The organism is Solirubrobacter soli DSM 22325, assembly GCF_000423665.1.
GTDB lineage: Bacteria > Actinomycetota > Thermoleophilia > Solirubrobacterales > Solirubrobacteraceae > Solirubrobacter > Solirubrobacter soli.
In genome coordinates this window covers 510,233-527,171 of the sequence record NZ_AUIK01000009.1, presented here as the reverse complement: position 1 = coordinate 527,171, position 16,939 = coordinate 510,233, and the positions used below count along the sequence as shown (strand labels likewise).

Here is a 16,939-nt window from a genome sequence, read left to right as displayed (position 1 = left end):
ACACCGTCTCACGAACCGCCGGTGCGTTACGAAAGGCTGCCCCTTTTCCTCTAGGCGCGCCACGCGCCGCGCCGGTACGTTCCAGACAACGCCATGACGACACGGACCAAGCTCAAGCGCGAAGAGGACGTCGAGCGCGAGGACGGCCGCCGCGAAGCCGCTCCCCCACCCGCCCCGGTCTCGCAGATGCTCGACCTGCAGCGGACGATGGGCAACCAGGCCGCGATGGCGCTGATGGCGCGCAGCGTGCGCGCCACGCTGGCGCGCGAGCCCGGCACCGCCGAGGCGCCGCAGGCCAACGCGAGCATCTCGCAGGCGATCGCGGACCGCGACATCGGGGCGATCAAGGCGATCGACGACTTCACGCCCGCCTCGGACCCGCAGCGGTTCGAGCTGATCGCGATCCTGCTCGACCAGTTCTGGGTCGGGCCGCGCGACGAGGCCGCGCTGGAACGCATCTGGGCGTCCTTCGGCGAACGCCTGCCGGCGATGATGGCGACACACGCGCGGGTGTGGTGGGACTGCCGCGACCGCGGCGCCGAGCTCCCCCGCTGGACGCGCTGGGACAACCTGAACCTGACGTGCGAGATCTCGCCCGGCGTGATCAACGACCGCCAGGTCCGCCGCGCGGTCGCCCGCATCGACGAGATCCCCGAGAACGAGTACCTGCAGTTCCGCCAGCTCATGTACTTCTCGGGCTCGGGCGTCGAGATGGCGTACCTGTGCAAGGCGCTGGCGGCCGAGCGCAGCATCGCCGACATCGCGACGTTCGCGAGCGCGATCCGCGGCAAGGATCGCGCGTGGCTGCTCGCCAACCTCAACGTCGCCGACGAGAACGTCGCCCAGGGCGGCAGCGCGGCCGGCATCCAGCAGCAGTGGCAGATGGCGTGCGGGCCGACCTCGGTCCAGACGATCCGCGCGCAGAACGACCCGATCTACGCGCTCTCGCTCACCGCGGCCGGCCCGGTCAGCGGCGCGAGCTGGGCGAACCTGCCGATGACGCTCGAGCAGGGCGCGATCCTGATCGGCCACGGCTCGATGCCGACGCCGCTCGGCACCGCCGGCCAGGGCGCGTGGGTGGAGTCCGACCTGAACTCGATCTCGTCGACCACCGGCGTCACCTACGCCTTCACCGCGGTCAACGCCCTCGCGCCGGTCAACCCGGCGGGCGGCGAGGTCGACAAGGCCGTCGACTCGATCATCGCCTTCCTCAACCAGGGCATCCAGGTGCCGATCCTGATCGGCGGCGGCCCGAACGTCACCGCGCACTACGTGATGGGCCTGCGCGCGCAGGGCGACCAGATCCTGATCAACGACCCGGGCAGCGGCACGACCACCTGGGTCGGGCGCCAGGCGTTCCTGACCAACACGCTGGCGCCGCCGCTGTCGTGGCCGTTCCTCGCGGGCTACGACAAGCCGACGCCCAAGACATGAGCGACAGCTACTCCGACGCCGAGCTGAGCACACTGGACCTCGGCGCGCTGCTGGCCGACGGCATCACCGACGCGGACGGGAGCATGCGCCCCGAGCTGCAGGGGATCGGCTCGACCGCGGCCGCGATCCAGCTCGACAACCAGTTCGTCACCGCCGCACAGGTGCACGAGGTGGCGAGCGGCAACGCGACCGGGTTCGTCGCCCCACCGCTCGAGATGCTCGTCAAAGCGGGCCTGGCCGCGGCGCGCGACGACGCGGACCGCGAGGTCTTCACCCGCTGGCTCGGTATGGTCGCCGCCCAATTGATCCTCCGGGAGCGATCGCGATGAACGAGCTGCACGTCCTCCTGCTCAAGGCGCCCGGCGGCAACGCCGAGGTCGTCCACACGATGGTCGTCTCGGCGATCCGCGCCGCGCTGCCGAACCTGCGCTGGGTCGCGTCCTACGCGACGACGGGCGGGACCGTCGACGCGGTCGACGTCGTCGCCTTCCAGCCGGGCGAGGACCCGAGCGCGGCGCTGACGGCCGCGCAGGGTGTTCCAGGCGCCGAGGTCGAGCTGCTCGTCGCCCAGCCGTCGCTGACGCTGATGGCGCCCGGCGGAGGCGCGCCGGGCGGCCCGCCGCTTCCTTAAGGGGTCAGGCCCCTTTAGGTCCAGGCCGCTCCGCGGTGGCCCCCCAACGGTGTGAACCTAAAGGGGCCTGACCCCTTTAGGTTTCTACGCGGTGAGCTGGATCAGCGCGCCGTCGGTCCAGTCGAGCGCCTCGCCGTAGGCGTGGGCGATGTCGACGAGGCTGACGCCGGTCTGGACGCACCGGTCGAAGTCGCCCGCCTCGTAGGCGAGCACCCCCGCGAGCAGGCGACCTTCGGGACCCTCGTGCTCGCCGAGCGCGCGCGAGGTGCGGTCGTCGAACGGCAGGTCCTCGAGCAGGGTCGGCATGCGCACGCCGAGCAGCGAGTCCACGACCGAGAAGAGGCCGACGGTGAACGCGCGGTCGGTCTCCGTGCCGGGCGTGCGGGCGGCGACGAGCTCGCACAGGCGGGCGCGCAGGAGGCCGAGCTCGAGCAGGTGGCTCGGACGATCGCTGACACCGGCGAGCACCATCATCGTCGCCCAGCGGCGCACGGCGACCGAGCCGAGCGTCATCAGCGCCTGGCGGATCGTGCCGGCGCGGTGGCGGCCGCCGAAGAACGCCGAGTTCGCGAGCTTGACCAGCTTCAGCGAGAGGCCCGGGTCCTCGGAGATCACGCGCTCGAGCTGTTCGAACGACGTCGCGTCGCCCGCGGCGAGCATCGACAGCGCGCGGAAGCGGTAGGTGGGGACGGCGGCGCCGTGGACGACGACCGGCTCGGCGAAGTACTGGCCCTGGAAGGCGTCGAAGCCCAGGCCGCGGCAGATCCCGTACTGCTCACGGTTCTGCACGCCGCCGGCGATCAGCTGCAGGCCGAGCCCGCGCGCCACGTTGACCGCGGCCTCGATCTCCTCCTCTTCCATCGCGCCGACGTCGAGCTTGACGGTGTCGGCGAGCTCGAGCAGCGCGTCGGCGCCGGCGTCGGCGCGGAAGCCGTCGAGGGCGATGCGGAAGCCCCCGTCGCGCGCCTCGCGCAGGACGAGCAGCAGCGCGTCGTCGGCGGGCTGCGCGGCGTCGACCTCGAGCACGACCCGCGCGGGATCGAGCGGCAGCGGCCGGACGGCGAGCAGGAAATCGCGGCCCACGTTGACGTGCACGGCGCGCGCGCCCACGAGGCGCGGCAGGCCGATGTCGCCGAACGCGTGCGCCAGCAGGCTCGCGGTCGACTCGCGGGACGCGTCGTCCTGGGTCAGCAACTCGAACGCCACGATCCGCTCGAGGTGATCGAGGATCGGCTGTCGGGAGACGACGACCGGGGTGGGGATGTCCTCTTCTGTCCTCACGAATCGCGTTTTCAGTTGCATGGCCGCTTCATCGGCCGATCCGGCCGGGAAGCTGAGCACATTTCGGGTCGGGACCCTACGACGTTGGCGTCTCGCCCGCAGTGATGTTCGATACCGAGACCGGTTCGCCCGGCCGGCCGCCCGCCGTGTTGCGGTACGTCGGGACGCCCACGCACGTGAAAAGCAGGCCCGCGAGCGGCTCGCCGAGCAGCGGCTCGATCTCTGAGTCGAGGAACGTCATCCCCGACGCGCCGTGTCCGAGCGCGTACGCCGCGAGGTGCAGCCGCCCCTCGACGATGCCGGCCGCGAGCTGCGCGGCCCGGTAGCCGCGGTCGTCGAGCGTGGAGAGGTCGATCGCGCCCATCACGACGTATGCGGCGTCGCGGCCGAGGTCCTGGTCCCAGCAGGTCACGAGCAGCTCGTGGCGGAGGTTGCCGCGCCGCAGCGGGGTGTCGAGGTCGGGCCAGCGGTAGAGCCCCGGCTCGACGCCCTCGACCCCGTGCACGGCGATGAAGTGCGGCACGTCGATCCCGCGCATCGCGGCGGCGAGCGAGAACAGGTAGGCGTCACGCGGGAGCGTCGCCGTGGCGTCCATCAGCCGCGTCGACCCGCGCTGGAGGATCACGGCGTCGAGGTCGCGCGACGGCGGCGCGTCGACCGCGGGCGCCGGCGGCCACGGCTCCCCCAGCGTGTCGCCGTCCCCGGCCCGCTGCGCGGCGGTGATGAGCGGGAACTCGATCTCGCCGGGGTCGATCGTCCCCGCGACCGCCTCGCCGCCCGGCTGGATCGCCGGCGCGCCCGGTTGCAACGCGACGAGCGCGACCGGGAACTCCTGCACGCCGTCGGCACCGACCAGCCGCGTGACCTGCGCGTCGGGGAACCGCGTGAAGAGGCGTCCCGGATACAGGGCCAGCGTCTGCGCGAGCATCGTCCCCGAGTCCCAGTAGATGTGGCGGAAGCCGCGCTCGACGTAGCGCCAGCCGGTACGCCACGGGATGCCGGTGACGATCAGCGTGGTCGCCTCCCCGCCCGCGGGCGGACCGACCTGCCGCAGCACATGCCCGACCGGGTCGTACCAGTGCACACCATCGGGGACGCCGGGGAGACCGCGCGCCGAGACGTAGAGCTCCATCGGGAAGCGCCCGCCGGCCGAGCCGGCCGCGCGCAGGAGCACGGTGCGCTTCTGGCGGTTCGGGCTCGTGCGGACCACGCCGGCGGAGAGGAAGAGCAGCCGCGCGAGCGACGCCAGGGTCAGCTCGATCGCCGGCGGTCCGGCCGCGAGCACGGCGGTGGCCGGCACGTCCGGCACCGGCCACTCGCGCGGCAACTCGACGACCGACAGCCCCTCCGCGTACGTCTTGACTTGCGGGGGCCACCTCGCCATGTCGTTGGACTCGAAGTCCTGCAGCACCAGCTCGTGCCGGGCGGGCGTGGGCGGCCAGTCCTTCACCGGCCCGTACGAGCTCAGGCGGTGGTAGAGCCGAGCGGTGTCTCCTGGCGCCATTGGGCGGACAGTACTTCGCGACGGCTGACGAGCGCGATCAGCGTCATCGCCGCGCCGGCGATCGCGAGCGTCGGGCGCGCGCCGGCCGTGGCGACCAGCGCGCCGCCGAGCACGACCGCCGCGCACGCGCCCCAGGAGTCGAACGAGCTGACCAGCCCGAAGGCGCGGCCGTGGAGGTGCTCGGCGACGTGGCGCTGGAGCTTGACGCGGTTGGAGACGAAGAACATGCCGTTGCCGACGCCGAGCACGGCGAACGCGACGACCGCGAGCCCCAGCACCGGCGCCAGCGCGGCGCCGGCGAAGCCGAGGGCGACGAGCAGCAGGCCGAGCGTGTCGCGCGACTCCGCGCCGAGCCCCGAGCCGACCACCAGCCCGACGCCCATCGAGCCGATCAGCAGCGCGAGCCCGGCCCCGCCCGCTTGGAGGTCGTGCTGGGAGAGCGCGAGCTCTGAGACGTTGAGCGTCCCGCCCGCGAGGGTCGCCACCCCCGAGGTCATCGCGAGCACGCGTGCGCGGGAGTCGCCGAGCACGACGCGCCAGCCCGGCGCCTCCGACGCCTCGGCGCGCGCGACCGGGCGCACGTGGCCGCGGACGCGGGTCAGCAGCACCGCCGAGATCACAAACGTCGCCGCGTTGAAGCCGAGCACGGTCTCCGGCCCGGCCACGAGCAGCAGCCCGGCTGCGAGCGCCGGCCCGAGCAGCTGACCGCCGTCGCGCAGCATGCTCACGAGCGCGTTGGCGGCGCCGAGCCGGTCGGGTGTGGTCAGCGTCGGCAGCAGCGCGCCGGTGGCGGGGCGGAAGAGCGCGGTGCCCAGGCCGGCGAACAGCGCCAGCGCGATCATCCCCACCGCGCCGTCGACGAACAGGAGTGCCGCGAACGCGACCGCGCGGATCAGGTCCGAGACGATCGCGGCGCGCAGCCGGCCGTGCCGGTCGACGAGCGCGCCGAGCGCCGGGCCGAGCAGCATCGCGGGGCCGAAGTCGGCCAGCATCAGCGCCGTCGCCGCCCACGCGGAGCCGAACCGGTCGTACGCGAGCAGCAGCAGCGCGACGTAGCCCGCGCCGTCGCCGATCGCCCCCTGCGCCTGGGCGATGAAGAACGGCCGCACGCGGCGATGCGTACGCCAGAAGCCGAGCGCGTCTCTCACACCGGGGAATGTCGTCAAACCCGGTAATGCGGCAGTAACGTCAGGCTCTCATCCGCAATTGAACCGCCGCGGTCCGGATTGCGAATCACTCCGGCACCGGGTCTGAATCGGAGGGTGAAGATGGCGGCTATTCGCGTGAACGGGAAGCGGCACGTGGTCCAGGCCACGAGCGACACCGCGCTGCTGTACGTCCTGCGCAACGAACTGGAGCTGCGCGGGCCGCGCTTCGGCTGCGGGCTGGCGCAGTGCGGCGCGTGCACCGTCCAGGTGGACGGCGAGCCGACACGCTCGTGCGTCACCCCGGTCAGCGAGGTCGAGGGCAAGCGGGTGACGACGCTGGAGGGGCTCGGCACCGAGGCCAAGCCGGGCAAGGTCCAACGGGCGTTCATCGAGCACCAGGCCGCGCAGTGCGGCTACTGCACGAACGGGATGATCGTCGCCGCCGACGCGTTCCTGGCCAAGCATCCCGACCCGACCGAGGACGAGATCAAGCGAGCGATGAACCCGTACATCTGCCGCTGCGGGACCCACTTCCGGATCGTCGCGGCGATCAAGGCGGCCGCGCGATGACCGCCACCCGGCGCGAGTTCCTCGCCGGCACCGGCGCGATGTTCGTCGCCGCCTCGCTCCCCCGCCTGCTGACGCCGAAGACGGCGTTCGGCGCCCTGCAGTCCGCCCAGATCGGCCCCGCGCTCGTCGACCCGACGCTGATCGACTCGTGGCTGGCGATCGGCGGCGACGGCACGGTCACGATCCTCACCGGGAAGGTCGAGCTCGGCACCGGCGTGCTGACGACGACGCTGCAGCTCGTCGCCGACGAGCTCGACGTGGCGTTGGAGAAGTGCACGGTCGTCGAGGCCGACACGTGGCGCACGCCCGACCAGGGCTTCACCGCCGGGAGCCAGTCCAACAAGACCCAGTACGCGGCCAAGGGCGGCCTGCGCCAGGCGGCGGCCGAGGCGCGGCTGGCGCTGTTGCAGATGGCCTCGGCGCAGCTCGGCGTGCCGGTCGACCAGCTGACCGTCAAGGACGGGCTCGTCAACGGCAAGGTGTCCTACGCGCAACTGATCGGGAACCGCCGGTTCGACCTCAAGATCACCGGCAAGGCGGTCCCGAAGCGCTTCGAGGACTACAAGATCGTGGGCACGAGCGTGCCGCGCCGGGACGTGCCGGCCAAGGCCACGGGCGCGTTCCAGTACACGCAGGACGTGCGCGTGCCGGGGATGGTCCACGCGCGGGTGGTGCGCCCGCCGACGCTCGACTCCACGCTCGTCAAGGTCGACGGGTTCGAGACCAAGCCGCGGGGCTACCTGGCGACCGTGGTCAAGGGCAACTTCGTCGCGGTCGTCGCGCGGCGCGAGGAGCAGGCGATCGACGCCGCCGCCGACCTGCGCGTGACCTGGCAGACGACGCCGCTGCCGAGCTTCGAGCACCTCTACGGCGACCTCCAGCGCCAGACCGAGGCGACCAACCGCGTGTTGATCGACACCGGGGACGTCGAGGCCGCGCTCGCGGGCGCGGTCCAGAAGATCCAGGTCAACTACCGCTATCCGATCCAGATGCACGGCTCGATGGGCGCGTCGTGCGGTGTCGCGTCGGTCGAGGGGCAGACGGCGACGGTGTGGTCCTCCACGCAGGGCGTCTACCCGCTGCGCGACGCGATCGCCACCGCGCTCGGCTTCCCGAAGGAGAACGTGCACGTGATCTACGTCGAGGGGTCCGGGTGCTACGGGCTCAACGGCGCCGACAACGTCGCGCTCGACGCCGCTGTGATCTCGCAGCAGGTCGGCAAGCCGGTGCGCGTGCAGTACATGCGCGCGGACGAGCACAAGTGGGAGAACTACGGCCAGCCCTATCTGCACCAGATGCGCGGCGGGCTTGACGCTCGCGGGAACGTGGTGGCGTGGGACTACGTGGCGTGGACGGCCTCGCGCGGCGGCCGCCCCGGACCGCCGGCGAACCTCCCGAGCGGCATCTTGATGGGGTTCCCGGAGAACCCGCTGGCGAAGTCGCCGCCTCCCACGCCCGCGACCAAGCCCAACGTCGTCGACAACTCGAACTCCGGGCCGTCCTACGTGATCGGAAGCCAGCGCCTGCGCAGCCACTCGGGCAAGCATTCGTTCATGGCCGGGCCGCTGCGCTCACCGAACCGGATCCAGAACACGTGGGCGAACGAGTCCTTCATCGACGAGCTCGCGTTCCTGGCGAAGCGCGACCCGATCGAGTTCCGGCTCGCGCATCTGAAGGACCAGCGGATGATCGACGTGATCAACACGGCCGCGTCGCTGGCGAAGTGGAAGCCGGGCGTGGCCGCGTCGAAGATCGATCCCGGGCGCTTCAAGACCGGCCGCGGCGTCGCGGCGATGGTCTACGAGGGCGACAACGGCTACAACGCCGCGATCTTCGGCGTCACCGTCGACACGAAGACCGGGAAGGTCGTCGTCGACGACGTCTGGTCCGCGCAGGACTGCGGGCCGGCGCTGAACCCGGACGGCATGCGCGCGCAGGCCGAGGGATGTCTGATGCAGACGATCAGCCGCTCGCTGATCGAGGAGCTCAAGTGGGGTCCGGACGGGATCACCTCCGAGGACTGGGAGAGCTACCCGGTCGTGCGGTTCACGGCGATGCCGAAGCTGCACTTCCGGATCATCGACCGCCCCGACGCGGACGTGATGGGCGCGGGCGAGGTGCTGATCACCAACGGCCCGGCGGCGATCGCCAACGCGATCTTCGACGCGACCGGCAAGCGCATCCGCCAGGTGCCGTTCACCCCGGCGCGGATCCGGCGGCTACTGAAGGACTGACTCGGCGATCCGCTCCGCCAGCGCCGTCCACAGCGGGTCGCCGGCCGCCGCGCGCAGGCCGGCGGCCACGCGGGGGAAGCCCTCGGCCTCGACCCGCTCCGCCCGCTCGGCGAGCTTGGCCTCGGCGCGGTGGATCTGGGTCGCGGCATCGCCGTCGAGCGCCATCCGCTGCTCGATCCAGTAGGTCAGATGGCCCTTGTAGCCCGTCAGGATGCGGTCGCTCAGCGGCGTCGCCTCGACGAACGTGCCCGCCTCGTCCTCGAGTCGCGGCAGGTCGAACCCGAGCTCCGGCAGCACCCAGCGCGCCGCGAACGGCAGCGTCAGCTCGGCGGCCCGTTCCGGGTCGACGCCGTCGAGGTAGTCCTCCAACTCGGCCAGCGCGTTTCGCAGCTCGTCGTCGATCACGCCCGTCACTATGAATGAAGGCGATGAACGAGAACGCGTGGGGATGGGTGGTCGGCCTGGTGGTCGTGGTGCTCGCGGGCGCCGGGCTGTACTTCGCGGTCGCCTCGCACCGCAACCGCGACCACGCCGACCGCTGGCAGGACCGGGCCGAGACGCTGCAACGGACGTTGACGGCGCGGACGCACCAGTTGAACACGCGCACGACGGCGCTGAACAAGACCGCGGCCGCGTTGAAGCGCTCCGAGGCGGACGTCAAGACGCTCGAAGGCCGTCAGCGGCAGCTCGCCGACGAGAAGGCCAAGGTCGAGGACGTGCGCGGCGCGCTCGAGGTGCAGGCGGGCTCGCTCGCGCGGCTCGCGGGTGAGCAGCGCACCTGTACGACCGGCCTGACCGAGCTCTTGAATCGGTATGCGGCCGAGGACTTCGAGTGGGTGGACGCCAACGCGGACACCGTGGGCCAGGCGTGCCAACAGGCGCAGGCGGACTTCGCCGCGCTCGAGTCCGCGAGCGGGGGCGGGTAGTGAAGCTCGGGCTCTTCGCGCTGGCCGCCCTGCTGCTCGTCGCCGGCGTCGCCGTCGCGCTGGGGATCGGCGTGACCCCCGCACCGGGTCAGGCGTCGCTCCCCGCGGTCGCGACCGTCGCTCCGGTCGCCCGCGACACGCTCAAGGGAACGCCGGAGAAGCTCGCCCAGGACTCGTTGCGCCGTGCGGCGGAGAAGCTCACGCTGCGGGTGCGCAACATCTCCTGCGAGGGGATCGCGACCGGCTCCGGGTTCCCGATCGACCACCACACGATCATCACCAACCGCCACGTCCTCGCGGGCGCCTCGGTCCTCGAGCTCAACACCTGGGACGGCACGTCGCTGGACGCCGACGTCGACGAGTCCTCGACCGCCCGCCTGGTCGACATCGGCGTGACCAAGGTGGGTACCACGCTGCCCGAGGTCGCGACGCTCGGCGCCGACCCGAAGCCCGGCCAGCGGGTGACCGCCGTCGGCTATCCCCTCGGCGGCGAGCTCACGCTCTCCCCGGGCCGCGTGATCGGCTACCTCGACGGCTCCAAGCTCCCGTCCGGGGTCGCGTTCGGCGGCAAGGTGATGCAGGTCTCCAGCCGCATCAAGCACGGCAACTCCGGCGGTCCCCTGCTCGACTCCAAGGGCCGCGTGGTCGGCGTGATCTTCGCCGGCGAGCCGGGCGCCACCGACCAGGACTTCATGAAGGTCGCCTACGCGATCCCGCTCTCGTCCGTCCGCACGCTGATGCAGGCGGGCGGCGAGGAACGCGTCACGCCCTGCGGATGAACTTGCGCAGGCCGCGCCGCGGCACGACGCTCGGCCGGTTCGGCTCGACGATCTCGAGCAGGCGCGCCTCGTCGATCAGGTCCAGCAGCCGGTCGAGGCCGTCGTCGAGCTTGACCTGCATCTCCTCCTTGTACAGCGGCCAGACCGCGAACAGGCTGATCTCGCGCCCGTCGTACTCGAAGGTCTCGGCGCCGTCGTGGTCGGGATGCACCATCGGACCGATCAGCGCGCCGCACAGCTTCGTGTTGGGCGCGTACGGCTGCGGCGGGTCGAAGTTGGGCACGGTGTCCCCTCCCCACAGGCGGGTGTCGTACTCGTGGGGCAGGCGCGCGAGCGTCTTGAGCAGGCGAAACGGCCAGTAGGCCTCCTCGGACTCGAACTCCGGGTCGCCGTGCTTCGGCCACGTCGGCGGGAGGACGAGCATCAGCTCGGCGTACACGCCACCCGGCATGGGCTGCTGACTCATCCCGCAGGTGACCACGGTGTACACCGGGCGCGTGTCGGTCGGCGGGACGACGAAGAGGTCGACGTGCACGTACGTGGAGACGATCTCGTGCAGCACCTCGAACTCGCCGAAGTGCTTGGTCACGTGGTCGCTGACGGCGTTCACCAGCCCCTCGTCGCCCGTCACGAGGTTGGCTTCCGTGGGAGTGTCGTGGCGGAGCATGCGGCTGCCGCCCTTTGATCGCTCGATGCTCATCGTTGGGCGATCCTATAGCGGCCTACTCTGTCCGAGCGGTGCTCGCGTTCGAAGACCTGCTCAAAGGACCGCCGTGGGACACGGCGGACATGGTGCCGCTCGCCGAGGCGCGACCGGGCGTCGAGCAGGTGCGGCTGCCGTTCCGCGAGATCGCCGACCTCGACGCGCTGGCCGGCGTGGAGTCCGTGCGCTCCGCGATCCTGGGCAACACCGTCGTTGCGCGCGTCCCACTTCCGCACATCCGCGAACTGACCGCCGTGCGGACCGACGCCGAGACGCTGCGCAACCTCCCGAACCTCGAGGCGCTGATGCTGCAGGAGCCGGTCGAGGTCGAGGCGGTTCCGGCCGGGCTCCGGCTCCTCGCGGTGGACTTCCAGGCGTTCGGCGGCCTCGAGGCGCTCGAGCGTTTCGAGCGCCTGGAGCGTCTGCGGGTCGGCGCCGCGTTCCTCGGGAGCGTCGAACCGCTCGGACGCCTGACGAGCCTGCGCTGGCTCGCGCTGGCCGCGAAGACCGGCATCCGCGGGCTCGGCGAGCTCACCGGCCTGGAAGAGCTCCGGCTCGAACTCGTGGGGACCGCGATGCCGAACCTCAAGGCGTTCGCACGGATGACCGCGCTGCGGCGGCTCACGCTGGACGGGCCGGTGAGGTCGCTCGAGGGCATCCAGGGCCTGCGCGCGCTCGAGTACCTGTTCCTGGACACACCGGCGGTGAAGCAGCTCTCGCCGCTGGCCGGCCTGCCGGCCCTGGCCGAGGTCCGCATCGACCGGCCGCGCAAGCTCGAGGACCCCTCGGCGCTCGACGCGCTTCCCGCACTGAGGTACCTGCGCTACCGGGCGGGGACGATGACGCGGCTCGGCTCCATCCCGACGATCGGGTTCCTCCGCGACCACCAGGCGCTCGAGACCCTCGAGCTGATCGACACCGCGATCGCCGACGGCGACCTCGAGCCGCTCGCCACCATCCCGCGGCTGCAGTTCGCGGGCTTCGCCGGCCGGTACGCGTCCATGCCCGAGCTCAAGGCCCGGATCGGCCACGACGACCGCGGCCCCGAGCCGCCCTACCGGCAGCTTCCGGACGGGACCTGGTCGATCCTGCGCGACGTGGCGGCGCTGCTCGACGTCGAGGACAACTTCGACGCCGAAGCACGCGTCCGCCCGCTGCTGGACCCCGAGGTCGCCGGCCGGCTGACGTTCGACTCCGAACCGGACATGCTCGGGATCACCGCGACGAGCGAGGCCGACATCCGGGCCGCCGCCGCGGCGATCGCTAGCGCGGGAGCCGCAACATCTGATCCTCGTCCACCACCGCGCCGGCCATGAGGCGCTGGAAGGACGCGTAGCGGCCGAAGAGGGCCTTGTGGGCGGCTTGGTAGTCGGCGACCGCCCACCAGTTCAGCGGGAAGGCCTCGGTGTAGTTCCAGCTCTTGGCGATCGGCTTGTCGCGGGTGATCGCGCTCACCGTCCCGCAGGTGTGCAGCGGCCAGTCGCAGGAGCCGTGCTGCGTGAGATCGACGGACAACTCGCCGAGCCGCAGGTTCACGCCGCTGACCGTGCCACGCTCGGTGCGTGAGGTCGTGAGCACCGCGTCCGAGCGCGCCGTCGAGGCGCCGTCGACGAAGTGGTGGGCGGCGGCGAAGCCGGTGCCCGGACGGCCGCGCCACGCATAGCCGCCCTCGAGCGAGCCGTCCTCGTACTCGACGAGCCAGTTGAGCCAGAGGTTGTGGAGCTTGGTGAGCATGCCCATCTCGGTCCACAGCGCGTCCGGGCGGCTGTAGATGTAGTCGAGCATGAACAGGCCCTCGACGGGGACCCCGTCGAGCGTCCCGGTCGCCTTGCCGAGATGGCTGCGGAGCATCTGCGGATACGCGTAGCCCTCCTGCTCGGGGATCCAGAACGTGCACACCTGACCGAGCCGCTTCGCCTCCAGCTTCAGGCGCCCGCCCGCGTCCTCCCAGCCGTAGCGGTCGACGCCGAAGTCGAAGCGGAACGCGGAGCCGACGTACGACACCGCATCGCGGTCCTCGGCGACCCAGTACGGCTCGGACACCGGCGCCTCCGCCCACGGGAACAGCATCGGGCACTGCTCGTCCAACACCCCGTTGAGCCGGTACGCGTTGTAGTTGTGCGCGGCGCCCTTGTTCTGGCCCTGGATGCCCCGCATCGCGTTGTACATCGTCCCGTCGGCAGCGCTCAGCACCACGAACGGGCAGATGAAGACCGGGGCGAGGCCGTCACGTGGGTCATGCGAGAGCCGGTACGCGTCGAGCCCGGGCTCGCCCTCCAGATAGACGTGGTAGCGCATCTAGACGAGCTCCCGCAGCCGGAACTTCTGGATCTTGGTGGCCGACATCGGCCACTCGGTGACGAACCGGACCTCGCGCGGGATCTTGAAGTTCGCGAGCTGGCCGCGGCAGAACGCGATCAGCTCCTCGCCGCTCGCCTGCTTGCCCGGCAGCAACTCGATGAAGGCGACGGGGACCTCGCCGTACTTGTCGTCGGGCTTGCCGACGATCTGGGCGACGGCGACGGCGGGATGCGTGCTCAGCCACGCCTCGACCTCGGCGGGCGCGACGTTCTCCCCGCCGACCTTGAGGATCTCCTTGATGCGCCCGACGTAGACCAGGCGCCCGCTGTCGGTGAGCCGCCCGGTGTCCCCGGTCCGCACCCACCCGCCTTCGATGATCGTCGCCGCCGTCGCCGCCGGCTCGTTGAGGTACGAGCGGAACGCGTTCGCGCCGCGGAACTGGATCTCGCCGTCCTCGATCCGCAGCTCGACGCCCTCGAACGGCAGCCCGTTGGTGCGGCAGCGATCGGCCACCGAGTCGCCCACCGGCGTGAAGGTGACGATCCCCGCGGCCTCGGTCATCCCGAAGTCGTTCAGGAGGACGGCGCCCGCCGGGAGCAGCGACTGGATCAGCTCCTGGGTCTCGGGCGGCGCGACGTTCAGCACGGTGCGCACTTGCGACAGCCGCTCGGGCGTGTACGCCGGCGTTCGCAGTATCCCGAGCGTGAACGCCGGGAACGCGGGGAACAGGTGCACGGCGCGTGACGACACGATCTGCTCGAGCGCCTCCGCGGCGACGAAGTGCGGCGCCGAGACCATCGTCGAGCCCCGCAGGACGACCGACGTCAGCGGCCCGATCCCGCCCACGTGGAAGAGCGGGCACGGCGCCCACAGCGGCGTGTCGGCCTGCAGCCCGATGCCGTCGGCGTACGAGCGCCACGCGTTGATCACCGCCCGCCATGTGAGCTCGCACCCCTTCGGCGACGCGGCGGTGCCCGACGTGTAGAGCACGAGCCCGACGTCGTCGGCCGAGCCGACCGGCTCGGAGACGGGCTCCGCGGTGAAGTCGTCGAGGGGCGCGACGACGACTCGCGTCCCGAGGTCGCCGACGGCGTCCGCCACGATCGCGGGAAAGTCGACCTCGGGAATCGCCGGCGCGGTGAACAGCATCGCCAGCTCCGAGTTCGCGATCACGTGCGCGAGCTCGCGGCGCTTGAAGCGCGCGTTGATCGGCACGAGCTGCGCGCCGACGTACGACACGGCGAAGATCAGCCGGATGTAGTCCAGCGCGTTGGGCATGAAGATCCCGACCCGCGCACCCGGCCCCACGCCGTTCGCGCGCAACGCCCCCGCGACCCGCCGCGCGTCGGCGTCGAGCTGCGCGTACGTCAGCCGCGCGTCCGGATACGAGATCGCCACGCGCTCCTCGCCCGCATGGGCCGCGAGCAGTCCGGCCAACGTCTCCACACGGGCGACGTTAGCAAACTAACGTTTGATCAGACGACGAGCCGCAGGCGCCGCTCGTCGGCCCCGATCGTCACCCGCTGCCCCCACCCGAGGGTCAGCCGATCGTCCTCGATGCCGTCGCCGAACACGACGCTCTCGCGCTCACCCGTGACCGTGAGCACCGCACCCGCGTCGAGCACGCCCGCGGTCAGCGTCGCGCCGGTCGCCGGGCTCTCCCACGCCTCGCGCACGAACCACGCCAGCTCCCCCGCGGTCGGAACGGGCAGGTCGAGCCCGACGGAGCGATTGATGCTCGCCGCCCACCCGGTCGCACCGGTCCCGGTCGCGACGATCAGGCCGGAGGAGGACTGGTGCTCGTGCACGTCGCCCACGGTCAGTTCGTAGCGGGCGGACTGGTGCGTGCGGTGCCCGAGGAAGATCTCGTTCAGCGCGCGCAGCTGCTGCCCGTCGTCGAGCGCGGCCCGGACCATCGTGCGTTCCTGCACGCCTGCCCGGCCCGCGGCGACGTCCGCGCACAGGTCCGCCATCGCCTCGGGCCGCTGGTTCACGAGCACGCCCGGGAAGCGCTCCGGCTCCGGGTTGAGCCCGATCACCGGCTGGGAGTCGAGGTACTTGGCGACGTTGGCCACCAGCCCGTCCTGCCCGAGCACGACGACGATGTCGTCGGCGGCGAAGAGGAAGCGGTCGAGGTCGTCGCGCCCCACCGCGGCCGTCCGCCACGCCGGCGGGATCGCCCCGATCACGCCCGCGCGGACCTCCTCATACCGGAGATGGCGCTCCTCCACGTCGCCGAGCGCGACGCCCCGCTGCGCGAGGAAGAACCGCGCCTGCTCGCGCGTGCCATGACGCGCGAGCAGCTCGCGGAACTCCGTCGGGCGCTCGACGAGCACGCAGCGCGGGACGAGCGTCACTTTGCGCCGCCATTCAGCCGCGCCAGGGCGGAGGTGAGCATGTCCGGCGTGATCGTCAGGTGCTCGACCTGCCCGATCTCGCGGGCCAGCTCGCGCGCCGCCAGGGCGAGCAGCACGTCGGCACCCAACTCGGCGTCGAGCCGCGCGCGCTCGGCGTCGATGCGCAGCCGCGCGCCCTCGACCTCGTCGATCGTCGCCGCCTGGCGGGACGCGACCAGCGCGCCGCGCTCGTCGGCGGCCTGCGCCTGGACCATCTCGGCCGCGGCCAGCTCCTCGGCACGCAGGCGCGCGTTCGCGCCCTCGCGGGCGACCAGGTCCTCCTCGCGCCGCGCGAGCTCGATCCGGTTCTGCAGCTCGTTCTCGGCGATCGCGCGCTCCTTCTCGACCGCGAGAGCGCGACGGCGGAAGGTGGCCTCGTCGGCGGACTGCTGGATCGCCTCGCGGGTCGGCTGCTGCAGCGCCTTCTCCAGCTCGGACGTCGGCGCGACCGCGGCGACGCGCACCGCGACGACCTCGATGCCGAGGTCGGCCAGCGCCGGCTCGGCGGCGAGCCCGGCCGCGATGTGGGCGCGGATCGGCGCGACGCCGTCGGCGAGGATCGTGCGCACCTCGCGCTTGACCAGCTCGTCGATCACGAACTGCTGCGCGAGCTGCATCACGAGCCCCGCGAGCTGCTCGAGCGGGGTCTGCGTCCAGCGCCCGGTGTCGAGGTCGATCGCGAAGTCGATGCGGCGGGCGACGCGCTGCGGGTCGACGACGCGGAACGTGATCACGCCCTGGACGGTCAGCTCCTGGAAGTCGGCGCTGCGAACGTGGAACAGGAACGGCAGCTCGCGGTCGTCGATCGGCACCTCCGCGATCGCGGTGTTGATCGCGCGAAACCAGAACGCCTGACCGGGGCCCTCGCGCCGCAGCGCCCCGCCGCGATAGCCCAGAACGTGGCTCGTGGGCTCGGCGCGCAGGTGACGGAACAGCGGGTAGGTCTTGATCTCGGCCATGATCCTTCGGTCCTTTTTGGTCATCTTGACCTGAACAAGGATAGCGTGGTTTTGGTCGTAGCGACTTTTTCTC

General features: G+C 71.8%; 17 protein-coding genes. 8 read left to right on the top strand and 9 right to left on the bottom strand.

The window, feature by feature from the left end; genetic code table 11:
• Positions 1-93: 93 nt before the first annotated feature.
• From G569_RS0109635 to G569_RS0109625, 3 genes are read left to right on the top strand one after another with little or no spacing between them, the layout of a single operon-like run.
• Positions 94-1,434: a hypothetical protein gene (locus tag G569_RS0109635; RefSeq protein WP_028063262.1), complete on the top strand. Its 1,341-nt coding sequence runs from the start codon at positions 94-96 to the stop codon at positions 1,432-1,434.
• Positions 1,431-1,763, top strand: coding sequence for a hypothetical protein (locus G569_RS0109630; RefSeq protein ID WP_028063261.1), 333 nt, complete (start codon positions 1,431-1,433; stop codon positions 1,761-1,763). Before G569_RS0109635 ends, G569_RS0109630 begins: the two co-directional genes overlap by 4 nt.
• Positions 1,760-2,065, top strand: a complete 306-nt coding sequence (locus G569_RS0109625; protein WP_028063260.1) for a hypothetical protein — start codon at positions 1,760-1,762, stop codon at positions 2,063-2,065. Before G569_RS0109630 ends, G569_RS0109625 begins: the two co-directional genes overlap by 4 nt.
• A gap of 84 nt (positions 2,066-2,149) precedes the next feature.
• Here G569_RS0109625 and G569_RS0109620 read toward each other — a convergent pair whose 3' ends face one another.
• The 3 genes from G569_RS0109620 to G569_RS0109610 form a co-directional block, all read right to left on the bottom strand.
• Entirely contained in the window at positions 2,150-3,346 is a 1,197-nt protein-coding gene (locus G569_RS0109620; RefSeq protein ID WP_028063259.1) for an EAL and HDOD domain-containing protein, read from the bottom strand.
• Between the two features lie 76 nt (positions 3,347-3,422).
• Positions 3,423-4,850, bottom strand: a complete 1,428-nt coding sequence (locus G569_RS0109615; RefSeq protein WP_028063258.1) for a nitroreductase family protein — start codon at positions 4,848-4,850, stop codon at positions 3,423-3,425.
• Entirely contained in the window at positions 4,811-5,998 is a 1,188-nt protein-coding gene (locus G569_RS0109610; RefSeq protein ID WP_157591922.1) for an MFS transporter, read from the bottom strand. Before G569_RS0109610 ends, G569_RS0109615 begins: the two co-directional genes overlap by 40 nt.
• 120 nt (positions 5,999-6,118) lie before the next feature.
• On the opposite strand from G569_RS0109610, the gene G569_RS0109605 reads away from it, so the two are divergent.
• Positions 6,119-6,568 carry a (2Fe-2S)-binding protein gene (locus tag G569_RS0109605; protein WP_028063256.1) on the top strand — a complete coding sequence of 150 codons (450 nt, stop codon included), beginning with the start codon at positions 6,119-6,121 and terminating at the stop codon, positions 6,566-6,568.
• Positions 6,565-8,802, top strand: coding sequence for a xanthine dehydrogenase family protein molybdopterin-binding subunit (locus G569_RS0109600; protein ID WP_028063255.1), 2,238 nt, complete (start codon positions 6,565-6,567; stop codon positions 8,800-8,802). The genes G569_RS0109605 and G569_RS0109600 overlap by 4 nt, the downstream gene beginning before the upstream one ends.
• On the opposite strand, the gene G569_RS0109595 is transcribed toward G569_RS0109600, so the two are convergent.
• Positions 8,788-9,207 (bottom strand): hypothetical protein, encoded by a 420-nt coding sequence (locus G569_RS0109595; RefSeq protein ID WP_157591921.1) that lies wholly within the window; start codon positions 9,205-9,207, stop codon positions 8,788-8,790. The two genes, G569_RS0109600 and G569_RS0109595, sit on opposite strands and share 15 nt — an antisense overlap.
• A gap of 23 nt (positions 9,208-9,230) precedes the next feature.
• Between G569_RS0109595 and G569_RS63730 the strand changes: the two genes are divergently transcribed.
• Both G569_RS63730 and G569_RS46980 read left to right on the top strand, forming a co-directional pair.
• Positions 9,231-9,728, top strand: a complete 498-nt coding sequence (locus G569_RS63730) for a hypothetical protein (protein ID WP_169542106.1) — start codon at positions 9,231-9,233, stop codon at positions 9,726-9,728.
• Entirely contained in the window at positions 9,728-10,507 is a 780-nt protein-coding gene (locus tag G569_RS46980; protein WP_053226105.1) for a S1C family serine protease, read from the top strand. Before G569_RS63730 ends, G569_RS46980 begins: the two co-directional genes overlap by 1 nt.
• Here G569_RS46980 and G569_RS0109580 read toward each other — a convergent pair.
• Positions 10,491-11,207 carry a suppressor of fused domain protein gene (locus tag G569_RS0109580; RefSeq protein ID WP_028063252.1) on the bottom strand — a complete coding sequence of 239 codons (717 nt, stop codon included), beginning with the start codon at positions 11,205-11,207 and terminating at the stop codon, positions 10,491-10,493. The genes G569_RS46980 and G569_RS0109580 overlap by 17 nt on opposite strands.
• A gap of 38 nt (positions 11,208-11,245) precedes the next feature.
• Here G569_RS0109580 and G569_RS0109575 point away from each other — a divergent pair, with 38 nt between their 5' ends.
• On the top strand, positions 11,246-12,526 hold the full coding sequence (locus tag G569_RS0109575) for a leucine-rich repeat domain-containing protein (protein ID WP_028063251.1): 1,281 nt from the start codon (positions 11,246-11,248) through the stop codon (positions 12,524-12,526).
• On the opposite strand, the gene G569_RS0109570 is transcribed toward G569_RS0109575, so the two are convergent.
• Genes G569_RS0109570 through G569_RS0109555 form a run of 4 tightly spaced genes read right to left on the bottom strand, consistent with a single transcriptional unit; the run spans position 12,474 to position 16,866 of the window.
• Entirely contained in the window at positions 12,474-13,508 is a 1,035-nt protein-coding gene (locus tag G569_RS0109570; RefSeq protein WP_028063250.1) for a hypothetical protein, read from the bottom strand. The two genes, G569_RS0109575 and G569_RS0109570, sit on opposite strands and share 53 nt — an antisense overlap.
• Positions 13,509-14,957: a class I adenylate-forming enzyme family protein gene (locus G569_RS0109565; RefSeq protein WP_028063249.1), complete on the bottom strand. Its 1,449-nt coding sequence runs from the start codon at positions 14,955-14,957 to the stop codon at positions 13,509-13,511.
• Between the two features lie 29 nt (positions 14,958-14,986).
• Positions 14,987-15,868: an NAD(+)/NADH kinase gene (locus G569_RS0109560; RefSeq protein WP_028063248.1), complete on the bottom strand. Its 882-nt coding sequence runs from the start codon at positions 15,866-15,868 to the stop codon at positions 14,987-14,989.
• Positions 15,865-16,866: an SPFH domain-containing protein gene (locus G569_RS0109555; protein ID WP_028063247.1), complete on the bottom strand. Its 1,002-nt coding sequence runs from the start codon at positions 16,864-16,866 to the stop codon at positions 15,865-15,867. The genes G569_RS0109560 and G569_RS0109555 overlap by 4 nt, the downstream gene beginning before the upstream one ends.
• Positions 16,867-16,939 lie beyond the last annotated feature (73 nt).